Raw genomic sequence first — 15,070 nt, 5'->3', positions numbered from 1 at the left:
CGCCGCTCGAGCCGCGCGGGTACATCTCGAAGGTGTAGCTGAAGATCTTGTGCGCGCCCCACAGGTAGTCGTCGATCGACCCGTCCGTGATGTAGAGGTCGCTCGACTGCTGCGGCGTGTAGCCGTTGCTCGCGGCCATCTTGCGGCCGACCGCGGCGAAGGCGTCGCGGTCGTCCTGGGTGAGGCCGGGGGCGGTGTCGTTGTACGTGTAGCCGTACGGCCAGAGCACCAGCTCGCTGTAGGTGTGGAAGTCGATGCCGGCCCTGATCTGCTGCTTGCCGCCGACGACCCGGGAGCGTACGAAGTCGGCGACGACCTTCACCTCAGGCGCGGACTCGGGGGCCGAGCCGCGGTAGGTCTCGGAGCCGTACGAGCCGGAGGATCCGCCGCAGCAGCCCCACTTGAAGTTCCAGTTGCGGTTCATGTCCGTGCCGACGGACGTCGAACCGGCGTTGGGCTGGCGGTTCTTGCGCCAGCTGCGGTAGGAGCCGGAGGCGATGTCGTACTCGCCGCCGTCGGGGTTGAGGTCGGGCACGATCCAGATCTCGCGGTTGTTGACGGCGTTGGTGATCCGGGAGTCGGAGCCGTAGCCGGCGCCGAGTTCGCGCAGCAGGTAGAGCGCCATCTCGACGGTGAGGTGCTCGCGCGCGTGCTGGTGGTGGGTGAAGAGGATCTCGGGCTCGTTCTCGTCCGTCGCCACGTTGTCGCTGATCTTGATGGCGACGATGTCGCGGCCCTGGTAGCTCTTGCCGATGACGCGGCGGCTCATGATGTTCGGGTACTGCTGGAGCCGCTGGTCGATCTCCGCGTTCATCTCGGCGTAATTGTGGTAGCGCGAGTCGGCGGAGGGGAAGTCCAGGGCGCCGAGGGAGGTGCCGGGGGCCTTGCCGCCGGTGCGGTCGGGCGGGGCGGGCAGGGCGTCGAGCTTGTATCCGAGGGCGCGCAGCCGCCGTGCCTGTGCGGCGTTGGCGCTGACGACGACCGCGTGGGAGTCGGCCTCGTCGATCGAGACGCCGGTGACGACGAGGGCGGTGCGCTCGGCGGGGGTGGACGGGCCGTGGATCTCGTACTGCCGGATGACCTCCTCCGAGGTGGCGGCGAGGGCGGCCGATGTGCCGGTGCCGGTGCCGGTGGCCGCGCCGGTGCCGGTCGCGGCGCCGAGCGGGACCACGACGGCGAGCGCCAGTAAGGCCGTGAGGGTGGCGGGCCTTCTGCCGCGGGAGCCGCGTATGCGAAGTCGCATGCTGATGTCTCCTGGGTGGGGGGTACGGGTGGCTCTCCCGTGCGAGGCATCGTCCGGATATGGCATGAGCGTGTCAAGAGCTCGGTCATGGTCGCGGCGTGTCCCGTCCCGTTCCGCAGGGCCCTTGCGCGATCACCGCGTACCCGCTTTGGTGACCTGACGTCACATGAGCACTAGGTGTATTGGCCTGAGAGGACGTTCGTGCTGCTGACGTGCAGGTTTAGCCGCTTTGTCGGTCGCCTGAGATCGACCGATTGACGCACCTCGCACCGAATGTGCAGCGGCAGGGTCAGCTGCCGGCCTGATGTGTTGCCCCGTTCTGCCCGAACAGATCCTGTCCGGTTCGAATATGGGTGAACTGGCTGCCGTCGTTCGCCCGGACGAGCGATACCCCCTGGACGCGCCAGAACGTATCCATGTGTTCATGGCATCGAAGCCGACTCGCAAGCCGTACCCGTCCGATCTGTCCGACGCCCGCTGGGCCCTGATGGAACCGGTATTGACCGCATGGCGGGCCGAGCGGCAGAAGACATCGCCGAACCTTGGCGGCAAGGTCACTGACCTGCGGGAAGTCATGAACGCGATCCTCTACGTCAACCGCACCGGAATCGCCTGGCGTTACCTGCCGCACGACTTCCCGCCCCACACCGCCGTCTTCTCCTGCTTCAGCGACTGGAGTGCCGACGGCACGATCGAGAAGCTCGGCGTCCGCCTGCACCGCCTGGTCCGCGAGAAGGAGGGCCGCGATCCCGAGCCGACCGCGTGCGTCATCGACTCGCAGTCGGTCAAGACCGCCCACACCGTCCCCACGAGCACCCAAGGGATCGACGCCGGCAAGAAGATCGTCGGCCGCAGACGCAGCATCGCCGTCGACGCACTCGGCCTGTTACTGCTGGTCATGGTGGCCGCTGCGAGTGTCTCCGATAATGAAGTCGGCAAACAGCTCCTGACCCGCACCGCGGCCGCCCATCCCACAATCAGCAAGGCATGGGTCGACACCGGCTACAAGAACCAGGCCATCGAACACGGCACGAGACTCGGCATCGATGTCGACGTCGTCCCCCGCAATGCCCAGGTCAAGGGATTCTCCGTCCTGCCCAGGCGATGGGTCGTGGAACGAAGCCTCGGATGGATCATGATGCACCGCCGGCTCGCCCGCGGCTACGAAACCAAAGAAACCAAACCCGAACACTCCGAGAGCATGATCCGCCTCGCAACGATCTCCACCCTCGCCCAACGCGCAACCGGCGAACCCCCCCCAACCTGGCGGGACGCATAAACCGCAATCACTCATGAACTGCACGAACCAGACGTCCTCTTACGGTGTTGGCAGGGCGGGCTGCTGCGTGCGGCTGCGGATCCGGACGGTCAATGTGCCGGCGCAGCCGGCGAGGATGCCGAAGACGAGCGCCGCCGACACGCCTGAGCCTACGGAGACGTAGTAGAGCAGGGGCCCACCGGTGCTGCCTTGATAGGAGAGGAGCGAGTGCCAGGCGCCGCTCACCACCACGCCCAGGGTGGTGGCGGCGACGGCGCCGAGCGAGTAGGCGGGGTAGGTGACGCGGTCGAGCAGGACGGTCAGCAGCCGCAGCCCCCACCAGGCCAGGGCGAGCAGCGCCACGTCGCCGAGCCGGTACAGCAGCCAGCGCCCGGGAGCGGAGCCGGTGGGCAGGGTCCAGGCGCCAAGCTGGATCCACTGCCGCAGCAGATCACCGGGCTCGGACAGCAGCCCGTTGCCGGTGAACCCGGTCTGTATGCGCCCAGCCACCCGGTCGTTGGACAGGACGGCGAGGGCGATGGCGACCACGGTGGTGCCCAGGGTCGCGGCGAGCCGCGCGGTGGCCGCGGTCGGCACGGACCGGCCAGGTGGGGGTGTCACCTCGGTCCGCAGCAGGGTCATGAGGCCGACGGCGGCCGCGGCGGCGACCAGGGCAGCGCCCACCGGCAGTTCGCGGCCCTGGGACATGGCGCTCGCGAGGCCAGGCAGCAGCCGGAACGCGGCGGAGCCGCCGGAAGCGACCATCCAGGGTGCGGACACAGTGACGGCGAGCATGGCCGCAACGATGCCCCAGCCCCACAGGGCCGCCACGGCGACGGCCGCGCGCCCGGCGCCGCGGTCCGACAGTCGGCGCAGCAGAGGCACCGCGCCGCACACAAAGAGCAAGACGAGCGCGGTGTAGCGCACCCGCATGGCGGTCTCTCTCAGGGCCGCGTAGTCCGCGCCGTGGCCGGGTGCGCCTGCGGGGTCGGTGAACTGGGCTGATGACGGAGAGCCGGTCGACCAGGGCATCGTCCAAGAGGTCAGGCGGTTCGCCTGGTCGGGGCCGAAGAACCGTGTGGCGCCGGGCAGGCTGAGTGCGTGGGCGCTGCTCCCCGCCCACCACAGCAGCCCCGCCAGCAAAAGCGCCCCGACGACCGCGGGTGCGAGCGCACGTCGATACGTCATCGTCCTTTTCCCCCGTCCGCCCGCACGTGCGGGCTCCCGTCCGATGCCCGCTGACACGTGCGGGCTTCCATCCACCTCGTCGGCAGGTGCATGACAGCGACATCAGATGTATCAGACATCCAGAGCGCGGTGCACGCCGGGACCGGGTCAAGAACGCTCCGTATCCGGGCCCTGTGCGGCCAGGGGCAGCCCCCGGCCTTCCCGTACCTTCTGCGGCGCCACCGAGCGCGGCCCTCATCCAACCACCGGTACGGCTGGTTGCGGCGCCCACCCGCTACGCCTGCGACGATGACCGTTCGGTCGCTGAGCGCAGCAGGACTGTGGGGCGAGCAGCTCCGTGCGATCGCCACGCGGTTCGACAAGCCCGCCGACTCCTAGCGTGCCGGAGCTGTTCTGGCTTCTTGATCCTATGGCTCCACGAGCCCGACCTGTGGTCATTTGCCAGACGGGCTCCAGCCAGTCATGGGGCTCCTGTGGTTCTTGGGGCGGGGATGCCGAGGTCGACGACGGGGCGTCGGGTGCGACGGTGGGTGTCGTCGCGCTCGGCGCCGAGGAGTTGGAGGGCGAGGTCGAGCCCTTCGGTCTCACCGGCCCAGCCTTCGGCTTGGACGCGGGCTCTGCCGGATCGGTCGGCCGGTTTCGACGAGGTCGAGGACCTTGCGCCGGAAATCGGCCGGGTGACTGCGGGGCACAGAAGCCTTCTTGAGCGTCTGGAGCATCATCTGTCCAGCAGGGTGACTCCACCGGACCCGGGGCACATCACCGATGGACCGCGGCAGGACAGGACATGCCACTTGGCTTCATCGGCGCAGGGTGATCGGGACGACGCCGGCGCGCACATTCGGCGCCGGCGGACACGACGTGCATGGGGCGAACTCCCGGGGCCCTGAGACCGGCGACGCCGCCGCGCTGGAATCCGGGGCGCGCGCGGCGGCCGCGGAGGACGCCGTCCAGGGCAAGGACGTCGTCATCCTGTCCGTCCCCTTCGAGCGCATCCTGGACGTGACCGCCCCCTTCCCGTCACCGACCCCGCGGTAGCGACCGACTTACCGCTCGATGCCTCCGACGGGCCGGTGGACAGTGGCACCGAAATATCCCGGGCTTCGTCAGTGTTCCCGGACACGGGCACGGTCGGCATCCGACGTGCCCGCTCCACGTACCGGTGTCTGTCTCTCCGAGAGGTCTGCTACCCGTGACTGTCCCACTCTCCATCCTCGACTTGGCGCAGATCGGCGAGGGCGAAACCGCCGCCGACAGCTTCCAGGCCAGCGTGACCATGGCCCAGCACGCCGAGGAGTGGGGCTACCGGCGGATCTGGTATGCGGAACACCACAACATGCCGACCATCGCGTCCTCGGCGACCAGCGTGCTCATCGCGCACATCGCCGCGCATACGCGGACCATCCGCCTCGGCGCCGGCGGCATCATGCTGCCCAATCACGCACCGCTGCCGATCGCCGAACAGTTCGGAACCCTGGCGACCCTGCATCCCGGCCGCATCGACCTGGGCCTGGGCCGGGCACCGGGCAGCGACCAGCAGACGATGCGTGCGCTGCGCCGCGACCCCAGGTCGGCGGACACCTTCCCGCAGGACGTGCTGGAGCTGCAGGGCTACCTGGCAGGCGAGTCCCGCATCCCAGGTGTCGACGCCACACCGGGCAAGGGCACCAACGTGCCGCTGTACATTCTCGGTTCATCCCTGTTCGGTGCGAGGCTCGCCGCCGCACTCGGGCTTCCGTACTCCTTCGCCTCCCACTTCGCACCGAACGCGCTGCGGGACGCCGTCGCCCTCTACCGGCGCGAATTCCAGCCGTCGGCGCAGCTGGACAAGCCGTACGTCATCGCCGGCGTCAACGTCATCGCGGCGGACACGACGGAAGACGCCCAGGAGCATTTCCATGCCACGAAGCGCCACCGCGTGACCCAGATGCTCGGCCGAGGCGGCCGGACGTTCACGCCGGAGGAGGCGGACATGATCCTCGAGACACCCGCTGGACAGCAGGTTCTGCAAATGCTCCAGTACACAGCCGTCGGCAACCCCGCCGAGGTCAAGGACTACCTGGACCGCTTCACGGAGCTCGCCCAAGCGGACGAGCTGATCATCGTGTCCTCGGCCATCGACAGGAAGGCCTGGCTGAGGTCGCTGGAGCTGCTGGCGGAAACCAGCGGACAGGCATCCGCCTGACGGGCCGGGGAGCTGTCGAAAAACAACTTCTCGGTTCCGGGTACGGGTTCATCGGCTCAGCGCGTGGCCGGCGATGGCGGCGAGTTGGTCGGCCGTGGTCACGGTGATGGCGCCGGTGGGGGTGGTGCGGTCGAGGGCCTGGAGGACTCGGGTGGCCTCGCGGATGGCGCCGCCGATCAGCGCCTTGGAGGTGCCCGGGAGTACCGCGAGTGGCAGTTGGGGAACACCTCAGCGGGTCTTGAGCACGCCGGAGTCCCCCCGCCCCATGGCAGGGACAACGAGTCAGACGCGAGCCTGACACCTGCCCCTGCGCTTGCCGACAACCTCATCCGCCCTGGTCGGAGCTGGTGTACGGGATGTCGAGCGCGGTCGGCCGAGTCTGCGCCGTCGCGCGGCTGTCGATCAACGCGGCATGAGGACCAACCGTGCTGCTGCGACTGGCCCACCTGGGCAGGGCGAACGCGTTCGCCCTGCTGCGCCTGCTGTCGATGAGCGATCGGGACAAGGACGTGGAGATCCTCGCCCTGCGCCACCAACTGTCGGTGCCGGAGCGCCGACTCGGTAAGGAGAAGGTGCGGTTCAGCCCGAGCGACCGGGCGTTCCCGGCGGCGCTGCTGTACCGGCTGCCGTCGGAGGTGCCACGCAGGCTGCGGCTGCCGGGCCGGATGGATGACGTTCTCGGCAAGGACGACGTTGCTGTCCCGATGTGGTCATCGGGACAGCACTTCACGCCTCCGGCAGGGAGGCGGGCAGGGGTGTCAGGGCCGCGGAGTCGGCGGTGTGATCGGCGAGTGCGGCGGTCAGGGCGCGATCGCTTCCGGCGGTCGCGACGAGACTGAGCCCGACGGGGCCGGCCGGGCTCTGCACTCCGGGCAGGGTCAGGACCGGCAGGCCCGCCACGCTTGCAGCGCAGATCAGCTGCACGGTAGCGGTACGCAGTGCCATGCCGGTGACGGCCGGGCCGGGCGGGGGAGCCGCCGTTGGGGCCGCCGGCTGTACGAGCGCGGTTCCGGGCGGGATCAGTTCGGCGAGCGTGCTCCGCGCCTGGCTCACGGTGTCCCGGGCCCACGCGAGGTATTCGGCCGGCATGCCCTCGCCCGCAGCGATGGCGTCTGCGACGAGGGGCGAGACGGCCTCGCGGTGCGCCTGCAGCCAGCTGCCGTGCAGCTGCCACATCTCCGCAGCCTGGAGGACACCCAGCGCCTCCGCCCACTCCTCGAGATGCGCGGCGCAGGTGCTGCCCCTCGGCTGCAGCGGGACGGCCAGCCGGTCCGCCCACGCGTGGGCTGCGTCGTGCAGCGGCAGACGCAGTGCCGGGTCCACCAGGTCGAACAGGTCCGTGGCCAGGAGCAGCCGTTTGATCGGCTGAGCGGGTCGCCGCGGAAGGAGCACGTCGGACACCCGGCTGAGCAGTTGCGGTGTTCGGGTGATCCAGCTCACAGTGTCGAACGAGGGTGCGAGACCGATCTGGCCGGTGTCCGGGACCAGACCGTGTGACGGCCGCAGGCTGTACAGCCCGCAGTAGGAGGTCGGCACCCGCACCGAGCCTGCCGTGTCGGTGCCCAGACCGATGTCAGCCAGCCCCAGGGCGACGGCGCTGGCCGAGCCGCTCGAGGACCCTCCGGGGACCCGCCCGGGCGCCGCGGGATTCGGTGGCATCCCGTAGTGCGTGTTGAGCCCGGACAGGCCGTAGGCCAGCTCGTCGGTCCGTGCGATGCCGGTGACGTCCGCCCCTGCCTGCAGCAGGGCCTGGACGGCCGCGGCGTGGGCGGACTCGATCGGCGCCTCGCACAGCCATGCCGGATTCCCCGCTCCGATCGCATGGCCGGCGACAGCGAAGAGGTCCTTCACCGCGACCCGGGAGCCGGACAGCACGCCCCCCTTGGGCGCCGCGACCAGCGGATCGCCGACAACACGCCAGACCGATGGATCGATCTCCCCTGGAGCCGAGACGTCACCGCGGGGGGCGCTTGCCGTTCCACCGCTGTCGTGGCGAGGCGGGATCAGGAACGGCACGTTGGCAATGGCAGAACTCGGCTGCTGGGCAGGCATGAGTGACCTCGACGTGATCGGGAGGCAAGCGCGTACAACCGTTTGTACAGGATGGTCCACCGCCTGCGGCCCTTGCCGGTCGGGTCCGGGCTCATCAGCGCCATGTAGACGCGCTTGAGGGCGGCGGCCTCGAGACAACAGGCACCGAAGGCCAGTTAGGGAATGAGTCAGGCCACCGGCCGAAGCGGCACGACCTCATACTCGCAGTTGGGGAAGTGCCCGCGGGCCCGGACGGCCTTGCGCATGCGGGCGTTCACGCTCTCGATCGCGTTCGTCGAGCAGATGACTTTGCGGATCTCGACGTCGAAGGAGAGGGGGCCCGAACTCGGCCCAGGCGTCGGACCACAGCTTCACGATCGCCGGATACTTCCGGCCCCACGCCTCCTGGAACTCCAGGAACCGCTCCATCGCCGCGTCCTCGTTCGGCGCGGTGAAACGGGCCGCAGCGCCTTGGCGATCTTGTCCCAGTCCTGGCGGACCGCGTAACGGAAGTTGTTCCGCAGCAGGTGAACCGCGCAGGTTTGGACAATCGTTCGAGGCCAGAGGGCCTCCACCGCATCGGGCGGGCCCTTCAGTCCGTCACAGACCGGCATGAGCACGTCGTCGATGCCGCGGTTCTTCAGCCCGGTGAACACGTGCGGCCAGTACTTCGCGCCCTCGCCGCCGTTGCCGGCCCAGATCCCCAGGATGTCCCGGGTGCCTTCGGTGGTCACGGCCATGACGACGTGGATCGGGCGGTTGGACCATTCCGCCATGCCCTCCCTCACCTTGATGCTCCTATCGTCGGTCAAGCGGCGGTGAGCCACTGGCGGTAGGCATCGGCGAAGGCGTCGTCGCGGCGGAGTCCGCGTTCGATGTTGGAGATAACGGCGGGCCACACGCCGAAGTGGTTGGCGGCGGCGGTGAGAGTGATGTTCTTCGTCTGCCGGGTCGGTCGGAGGTCCGCGATCTCGGGGACTTGGACCGGGCTGGTCAAGAGCCGGAAGACCTCGCGGGCTATCGCGCGTTTGAGCAGCCGGATGATCTCCTTCTTCGTGCGTCCGGCGAGGGTCTGTCGGGCGACGAACTCGCGGGTGCGCCGGCATCGGGCCATCCTCACGAGCGCGATGCGGTAGAGAGCGGCGTTGGCCGCCCGGTCGCCGCCCCGGGAGAGCCGGTGCCGGTTCGTCTTGCCACTCGACGCGGGGACGGGCGCCGCGCCGCACAGGGCAGCGAAGGAAGCTTCCGTGCGAAGGCGGGCGGGGTTCGCGCCAGTGGTGATCAGCAGCTGGGCGGCGGTGTCCGGACCCACCCCGTAGGCGGCGCGCAGGCCGGGGTTGAGGATGGTGACCAGCTGGTCGAGCTCCTCGGTCAGGGTCGTGTGTTCCTAGGTCAGGCTCTGGATCCGCTTGGCCAGCGTGCGCAGGGCTGTCAGGAGCGGGGCGTGCGCGGGGTCGCTGGCCGGCCGGAGTCGGGCGAGGGTGGTGACGCGCTTGTCACCGGACAGAGCGGTGTACTTGGCGCGGATGGTGTCGGGGGCGGTGATCAGGAGGTGCGTGATCTGGTTGAGTGTCGCGGTGCGGGCCTTGATCGCCGAGCGGGCGGCGGTCTGCAGGGCACGTATCCCGACGATGGCTCCGTCCTTCGGAGCGCTGGTCGCGCGACCGGAGACGACGGCGCGGGCCGCGGCGTATGCGTCGATCGGGTCGGACTTGCCGATCCTGCGGCGTTCGGCCTTGTCGGGCCGGTTGACCTCGACGACGGCCAGTCCGGCCTGCCGGGCGGCGTGTGTGAAACCGGAGCCGTAGGAGGACGTGCCCTCCACGCCGACGGCAGCGACGATGCCGTGGGCCTGCAGGAAGGCGATCGCGGCAACGTATCCGGCAGCGTTGGTGGGGAATTGGGCGTCGGCGAGGTGCCCGCCCCGGTCGGTCACCACGGCGACGTGGATGGTGTCGGCGTGCGAGTCCACCCCGCCAACCACGACTTGGTCCCTCGTGTCCGCCGCCTCTGTGCCTGTCATGCTGGAGATGCCTTCCTTGCCGAAGGTAGCTCCGGCCGGAAAGGGCAGACAGGACAGTCAGGGGGCCTCTGGCCAGGCTCCTATGAGGTCATGCTCCGCCCGGCCGGAGCCCTGGGAACCGGGCCCGGCGGTCGGACAGATCAAAGCAAGGACAGTCCAGCAGGACGTCAGTCAGTGATTGGGTCACGACCACCGGGGACCCGGATATCACTATGACTGTCGGTGATCGTCGAGATGGTCTGCTTGGAGATCTCCGCGCCGTAGACCTCGGCCAGGTGCGCGGAGATCTCCCCGTGCGTGAGCCCCTTCGCGGACAGCGACAGCACCCTCTCGTCCACACCGGTCAGGCGCCGCCGCTTCTTGACGAGCTGCGGCTCGAACGTGCCGGCCAGGTCCCGGGGGACCTTCACCTCGACCGGGCCGACGTCGGTCAATACGGTCTTCGCCCGGGTTCCGTTCCTGCTGTTGCCGCTGTCACGGCCCTCGGCGTCGTGCTTCTCGTATCCGAGGTGATCGGTGATCTCGCCCTCCAGGGCGGACTCCAGCACCCGCTTGGTCAGCATCGGCAACAGGCCGCCCTCGCCGGTCAGATGCAGCCCCTCGGATCGGGCCCGGTCCACGAGCATCGCGACCAACTGCTCATCCGACGCGGCCGGCACCGGCGTGACCGCCGGCTTCTCCACGGACTCCTGCTCGACAACGGTCTCGGTCATCTCTGGCGTCTCCTTGACCATCAGATCCGCCGTTGATCAGACACTCCCGGTGCTGGCGGTCACCCCCTGGCGGCACCGGCTCCCGCCCCGGGGGACCTGCCGCCCAGCCCCGGAATCAGCACCGCCGCCACCGCCAGGTGCATCAGAGCGAGGGAGACCCGGGTGCCGCCGTCCATGCCGTCGCCGATGAACGGCAGGAAAGACACGGCCAGTACGGCGCCGGCCACCCCGGTCCAGATGGCGCGGGCGCGCCGCGCCCCGAACCGCTCCAGAAAAGCCAGCAGTCCCCAGCCGGCAAGCGACGCGAGCAGTGCGACGACCGCCACGGGCACGGCGCCGATGTCGAGTGCCTGCTCGCCGTCGGCGATCCGCAGCCGGTGCCCNCCAGCAGTGGGTCCGCGACCAGCCACACCAGGACGGGGGCCAGGACGGCCAGGGCCGTAACCCCCAGGCGCCTTCTCCGCGCGCTCACTCGGCGCCCCCCGAGAGCGCCCCGTGCAGGAAGACCTCCACCAGTTCCTGCGGGGTCAGGTCGGGCTCGTCCTCCGTACGCGGCTGGGTGAAGAGCAGCCCGAAGAAGAGGGCCGCGATCTGCTCCGGCGGCCGGCGCAGGGCGGCCTTGTCGGGCTCCAGCAGCTCAGCGAGGGCCGCGCGGATACGGGTCGTCGACTCGTCGCGGCCCGCGCCGCGCACCGTGCCGGGGTGCTTGCCGCCGCGATGCCCCAGCGAGCCGGCGATCGCGCCCATCCTGGACAGGTGCGCCTGCAGCGCCTCGGCCGCCTCCGCGAGCCGGTCGGGCAGCGGCTGGGATACGTCGATCGCGTCGAGCTCGCGGACCGCGTGCTCGGGGGAGAGCGCCTCGGCCACGCAGGCCTGCAGCAGCTCGTCCTTGTCGGCGAAGACCCGGAAGATCGTGCCCTCGCCGATGCCCGCGGCGCGGGCGATCTTCGCGGTCGTTACCGCGGCGCCGTACTCGGCGATCAGCGGGATCGCGGTCTGGATGATCATTTCGCGGCGCCGCTCCGGCGACATGCTGGGGGCGCGGCGGCGGGTGGCCTGGTTCTCCTCAGGTGCTGTCATGACCGCGAGAGTACGGAGTGAGGGCTCACTCCGTCAATGAGTGAGTCCTCACTCCGCTCACTTTTCCCGTACTCGGCTGCTTATCGATGGCAGCCCACCAAGATCCACGACTACGGCTGGAGTACTGGGCGGCGGGAGTGAGACCGGGCAGGGACGTGGTGTCGGAGGTGTCCATGAGCAGTGCTGACCGCCCGCCCGACGCGGACTCATCGCCACCACGCGAATCCCGCCCCGCCCCCACCTCACCCCGCCCCTGCCGGTTCCGGGCTCCGACCGGCCTCGCCGCCGCTCCGCCCGGTGTGCCGGGGAGCGGGCCGCACAGACGTATCACTCGCTCGATCGGGCTAACCCCGGACCCGGAAGGATCACCGGGGCCGCCCGCACTCATACGCTCTACGAGTGACTCGTACGAACGCCTTGAACACCGGTCGCGACGACTTCTTCAGCTGGGCGACGGGGGAGAGAGGCGTCGCACTGCCGGCGCGCCTCACGGATGCTGTGCTGACGATGCTCGCGCTGCGCGGAGCGGACCGCAGGGCGGGCGTGCCGGAGCCGACCCCCGGCCTGCTGCGACAGGTGCTGCACGAGGACCTGCCGCAGCTGCTGTGCGCCGGCGACGACGAGCTGGACGCCCTGCCCGGCCTCCTCAGCACCCTCGCCGACCGGGTCCGGGCAGCGGGCCGGCTCAACGCCAAGCGTCACGCGCGCCTGCTCGCCGCCGTCGAGGACGCCGTGCCCGGCTTCCGCCGCGCCATGGCGGACCCGGCGAATCTGACCTGGCACCGCTGGTACGCGTCGCTGCTGACCGCCGACGGTGTCGACCCGGACGACCCCGCCGCCGTGGGGGCCTGGCTCGACGCCCACGAGAACACACCGCACGCCGACCGGCCGACCCTGCCCGAGCCGCTGCACCGTTCCGACCTGGCGGAACGGACGTTCGCCGTGCGGATCCGTCTCAGCGAGGCGCTGCTCGCCGCGTTCGCCCGCGACACCCGCGACGCATCACCGGCGGGCCCGCTGCTGCCCGCATCGCCGCTGGACGACCGACGCCCCGACGACGCGCTCGGCGGTGAACTGGAGCGCATCGCCGATGCGCTGACCGACCGGTGGACCGCGGCGGGGCTCGCGGAGGCGTTCGCTGCCCGGCACGCCGCACTCGCCCCCGCTCCGGAGGCGATGCCGCACGTCGCGCTCGCCGACCGCATGCTCGACGAACACCTCGACTACTACGGCGACTCGTCCGTCCCGCTGCCGCCCCCGCCGGCGGTCCCTTCGCCCGACGAGATCCGGGACCTGCTGCACGCCGCCCCGCTCCCCGCGGCGCTCGCGGCCGGGACCTTCGACGACGAGCTGCGCGACGTCGCGGAACGCTGCGGCCTGCCCGGCCCCGCCACCGCCGTGTGGGCCGACGGCACCCCGCAGGAGCTGCTCGAGCTGGCCGCCGACGTCCTGGCCGCCCAGGCCGAACGGCTGCCGCCGGTCACCGGCCCGCAGGAGGCGTACTCGTTCGACGCAGCGCACCTCCTCTACTCGCTGTACGAACGCGGCAGCACCCCCGACTCGGTCGCCCGCAAGATCGCCGACGCGAAGTCCGACGGCCTGCCGCCCGAACTGGAGGACGCTCCGACGCCCGTGTCGCGCAACGCCCCCGACGCCTACGAGCTCCCCTCGCCCGAGGAACTGTCCCAACTCCTCGGGATGCCCGCCGTCACGGACGCCGACCGCGCCGAACTCGACGCTCCCGCACACGGACTGGCGTCGCTCGTGGACCAACTGGCCGTCACCGGCTGCGTCTTCCGTACCGGCGACACCTACGGGCTCACCCCGCTCGGCGCCGCCGTCATGCGCCACGTGCTCACCGTCGGCCATGTGGCCGCCCCCGACCAGGAAACCGTGGCGGAGTGGAACGCGGCCGAGACCGTGGCCGCCACCCGCCACTGGCCCACCCGGATCGCCGCCGCCACGCTTGCCGCGTGGACCGCGCACCGCGGTGGCACGGACGAGGCATGGGGCGAACTGCTCGACGCCGTCTCCGCGGCCAAGGCCGACGAGGCCGATGCCGCCCGCACGTCCGAGTACTTCGCCCGCCTCGATGTCGCCGCGATCCCCGACACGGTGCTGCGCACCGCGCTCACCGACCCGGTGACCGGGGCCGCCGCCCGCGGGCTGCTGCTGGCCCGGGGAGAGTCCGTCCCCGAGGACACGGTCCCCCTCACCGCCCGCGCCGCGGTGCTCGTCGAGGAGCTGGACCAGCGCTGGATCGACGACAGGCTCGGCCATATGAAGCGCCGGTACGACGCGGGCGAGGCGGGCACCCCGGCCGCGGCCGACATCCCGCCGACGACCCTGCTCCCCGCCTTCGACACGGCGGCCGCCGCCTGGCCCGGCGGCGCTGCAGCCCTCGCCGACGCCCTGGCCGAGGCGGACCCGGGCACGTCACTGCGCATCCTGGACACCCTGCGCGCCCACCACCCGGACCGCACGGTGGCAGCCGCGGCGGCCCACGCGAAGAAGACGGCGCAGCGGGCATCGTCCGGGCGCCGCCGCTGACATGCCCCGGCCCCGGCCGACAGCCTGCAGGCGTACCCGCCCTGCTGCGTACCAACGCCTTGGCCCGGCAGGGCTTTGCCAGGGGTGACGGTCGGGGAGTTCGGCGGGGAGATATTCGCGCCGTTGGTGCGGCAGGGGCAGCGAGGCGTCCTCGTCCCCACGAGACCATCCGCCGCCGGCGCGCGCAGTCCGGGCGACCTGTGCCGCCGACGGCCCCGGCTTGAGGACACGTGGCACCTGGACGAGCTCTTCATCAAGATCAACGGCGAGCCGAAGTACCTGGGCGGGCCGTCGACGCCGACGGCACCGTGCTCGACATCCTGGTCCAGGGCCGAAGGGAGAAGGCCGCGGCCCGGCGCTTCTTCCGCCGCCTGCTGAGGACGATCCGCTCGGTGCCGCAGGTGATCGTCACCGACCAGCTGCGCTCCTACGGCGCGGCCCACCGCGAGGTGATGTCCTCCGTCGAGCACCGCTTCCCCTAAGAGGCGCCTTCGGCACGTGCCGGTACCACATGGCACAGGTTGCAAGAAGCGTCTTGTGCGGTCCAAGGGGTCTAGTGCCGCAACAGGCAACGTTCGCCCCGTCGCGACGCCCGGCACGCTCCCCCAAGCTCTTCGAGCAGGGGGGACCCCCACTCGCCGCACCGCCCGAAAGCCCAAGTACATCCAGTACGAGGACTTCCGGCCGGCACGCCGAGAGCACGCACCGGACGCCGCTCCTTGACGGGCAAACGTTGCCTGCCGCGGCACTAGGGCGTGTTTCGAAAGTAGCGCCGTCCGCCCGGAGGGCGGGCGCCGCG

11 protein-coding genes and 4 pseudogenes are annotated in these 15,070 nt (G+C 70.6%); 5 read left to right on the top strand and 10 right to left on the bottom strand.

Features of this window, described 5'->3' with window-relative positions:
* The coding region (locus RH94_RS02465) for a M14 family metallopeptidase (RefSeq protein ID WP_234425483.1) at nucleotides 1-1,243 on the bottom strand (1,243 nt) is incomplete at its 3' end.
* Nucleotides 1,244-1,667: 424 nt separating this feature from the next.
* Between RH94_RS02465 and RH94_RS02460 the strand changes: the two genes are divergently transcribed.
* Nucleotides 1,668-2,522, top strand: a complete 855-nt coding sequence (locus RH94_RS02460; RefSeq protein ID WP_073946041.1) for an IS5 family transposase — start codon at nucleotides 1,668-1,670, stop codon at nucleotides 2,520-2,522.
* A gap of 39 nt (nucleotides 2,523-2,561) precedes the next feature.
* On the opposite strand, the gene RH94_RS02455 is transcribed toward RH94_RS02460, so the two are convergent.
* Nucleotides 2,562-3,689 carry a hypothetical protein gene (locus RH94_RS02455; RefSeq protein WP_073946026.1) on the bottom strand — a complete coding sequence of 376 codons (1,128 nt, stop codon included), beginning with the start codon at nucleotides 3,687-3,689 and terminating at the stop codon, nucleotides 2,562-2,564.
* Between the two features lie 861 nt (nucleotides 3,690-4,550).
* On the opposite strand from RH94_RS02455, the gene RH94_RS42020 reads away from it, so the two are divergent.
* Nucleotides 4,551-4,727, top strand: coding sequence for an NAD(P)-binding domain-containing protein (locus RH94_RS42020; protein WP_234425482.1), 177 nt, complete (start codon nucleotides 4,551-4,553; stop codon nucleotides 4,725-4,727).
* 154 nt (nucleotides 4,728-4,881) lie between these two features.
* Nucleotides 4,882-5,874, top strand: coding sequence for an LLM class flavin-dependent oxidoreductase (locus RH94_RS02440; RefSeq protein WP_073946024.1), 993 nt, complete (start codon nucleotides 4,882-4,884; stop codon nucleotides 5,872-5,874).
* Between the two features lie 48 nt (nucleotides 5,875-5,922).
* Here the strand turns inward: RH94_RS02440 and RH94_RS46945 are convergent.
* The 8 genes and pseudogenes from RH94_RS46945 to RH94_RS02400 all read right to left on the bottom strand — a co-directional run.
* A pseudogene (locus RH94_RS46945) lies at nucleotides 5,923-6,099 on the bottom strand (ISAzo13 family transposase); the annotation flags it as partial.
* Between the two features lie 501 nt (nucleotides 6,100-6,600).
* On the bottom strand, nucleotides 6,601-7,890 hold the full coding sequence (locus RH94_RS02430) for an amidase family protein (RefSeq protein ID WP_234425481.1): 1,290 nt from the start codon (nucleotides 7,888-7,890) through the stop codon (nucleotides 6,601-6,603).
* 203 nt (nucleotides 7,891-8,093) lie between these two features.
* Nucleotides 8,094-8,681, bottom strand: a pseudogene (locus RH94_RS38515) (transposase).
* Between the two features lie 32 nt (nucleotides 8,682-8,713).
* Nucleotides 8,714-9,217, bottom strand: a complete 504-nt coding sequence (locus RH94_RS42015; RefSeq protein ID WP_234425480.1) for an IS110 family transposase — start codon at nucleotides 9,215-9,217, stop codon at nucleotides 8,714-8,716.
* Between the two features lie 75 nt (nucleotides 9,218-9,292).
* Nucleotides 9,293-9,928 carry an IS110 family transposase gene (locus RH94_RS42010; RefSeq protein ID WP_234425479.1) on the bottom strand — a complete coding sequence of 212 codons (636 nt, stop codon included), beginning with the start codon at nucleotides 9,926-9,928 and terminating at the stop codon, nucleotides 9,293-9,295.
* Nucleotides 9,929-10,146: 218 nt separating this feature from the next.
* Nucleotides 10,147-10,554 (bottom strand): annotated as a pseudogene (locus RH94_RS02410) (transposase); the annotation flags it as partial.
* A gap of 146 nt (nucleotides 10,555-10,700) precedes the next feature.
* Nucleotides 10,701-10,973, bottom strand: coding sequence for a DUF6069 family protein (locus tag RH94_RS02405; RefSeq protein ID WP_324614220.1), 273 nt, complete (start codon nucleotides 10,971-10,973; stop codon nucleotides 10,701-10,703).
* Between the two features lie 136 nt (nucleotides 10,974-11,109).
* Nucleotides 11,110-11,721: a TetR/AcrR family transcriptional regulator gene (locus RH94_RS02400; protein ID WP_073946022.1), complete on the bottom strand. Its 612-nt coding sequence runs from the start codon at nucleotides 11,719-11,721 to the stop codon at nucleotides 11,110-11,112.
* Nucleotides 11,722-12,120: 399 nt separating this feature from the next.
* On the opposite strand from RH94_RS02400, the gene RH94_RS02395 reads away from it, so the two are divergent.
* Nucleotides 12,121-14,271, top strand: a complete 2,151-nt coding sequence (locus RH94_RS02395; protein ID WP_073946021.1) for a hypothetical protein — start codon at nucleotides 12,121-12,123, stop codon at nucleotides 14,269-14,271.
* A gap of 192 nt (nucleotides 14,272-14,463) precedes the next feature.
* Nucleotides 14,464-14,744, top strand: a pseudogene (locus RH94_RS38510) (DDE-type integrase/transposase/recombinase); the annotation flags it as partial.
* Nucleotides 14,745-15,070 lie beyond the last annotated feature (326 nt).

Source organism: Streptomyces kebangsaanensis, assembly GCF_001906585.1.
Classification (GTDB): domain Bacteria; phylum Actinomycetota; class Actinomycetes; order Streptomycetales; family Streptomycetaceae; genus Streptomyces; species Streptomyces kebangsaanensis.
The sequence above is the reverse complement of the archived record's forward strand: the minus strand, read 5'-3'. Positions and strand labels throughout refer to the sequence as shown.

Excerpts from the sequence above, each read along its gene's own strand:
- RH94_RS02460 (WP_073946041.1), top strand. The coding sequence starts at position 1,668 with ATGGCATCGAAGCCGACTCGCAAGCCGTACCCGTCCGATCTGTCCGAC.
- RH94_RS02455 (WP_073946026.1), bottom strand. The coding sequence starts at position 3,689 with ATGACGTATCGACGTGCGCTCGCACCCGCGGTCGTCGGGGCGCTTTTG.
- RH94_RS42010 (WP_234425479.1), bottom strand. The coding sequence starts at position 9,928 with ATGACAGGCACAGAGGCGGCGGACACGAGGGACCAAGTCGTGGTTGGC.
- RH94_RS02400 (WP_073946022.1), bottom strand. The coding sequence starts at position 11,721 with ATGACAGCACCTGAGGAGAACCAGGCCACCCGCCGCCGCGCCCCCAGC.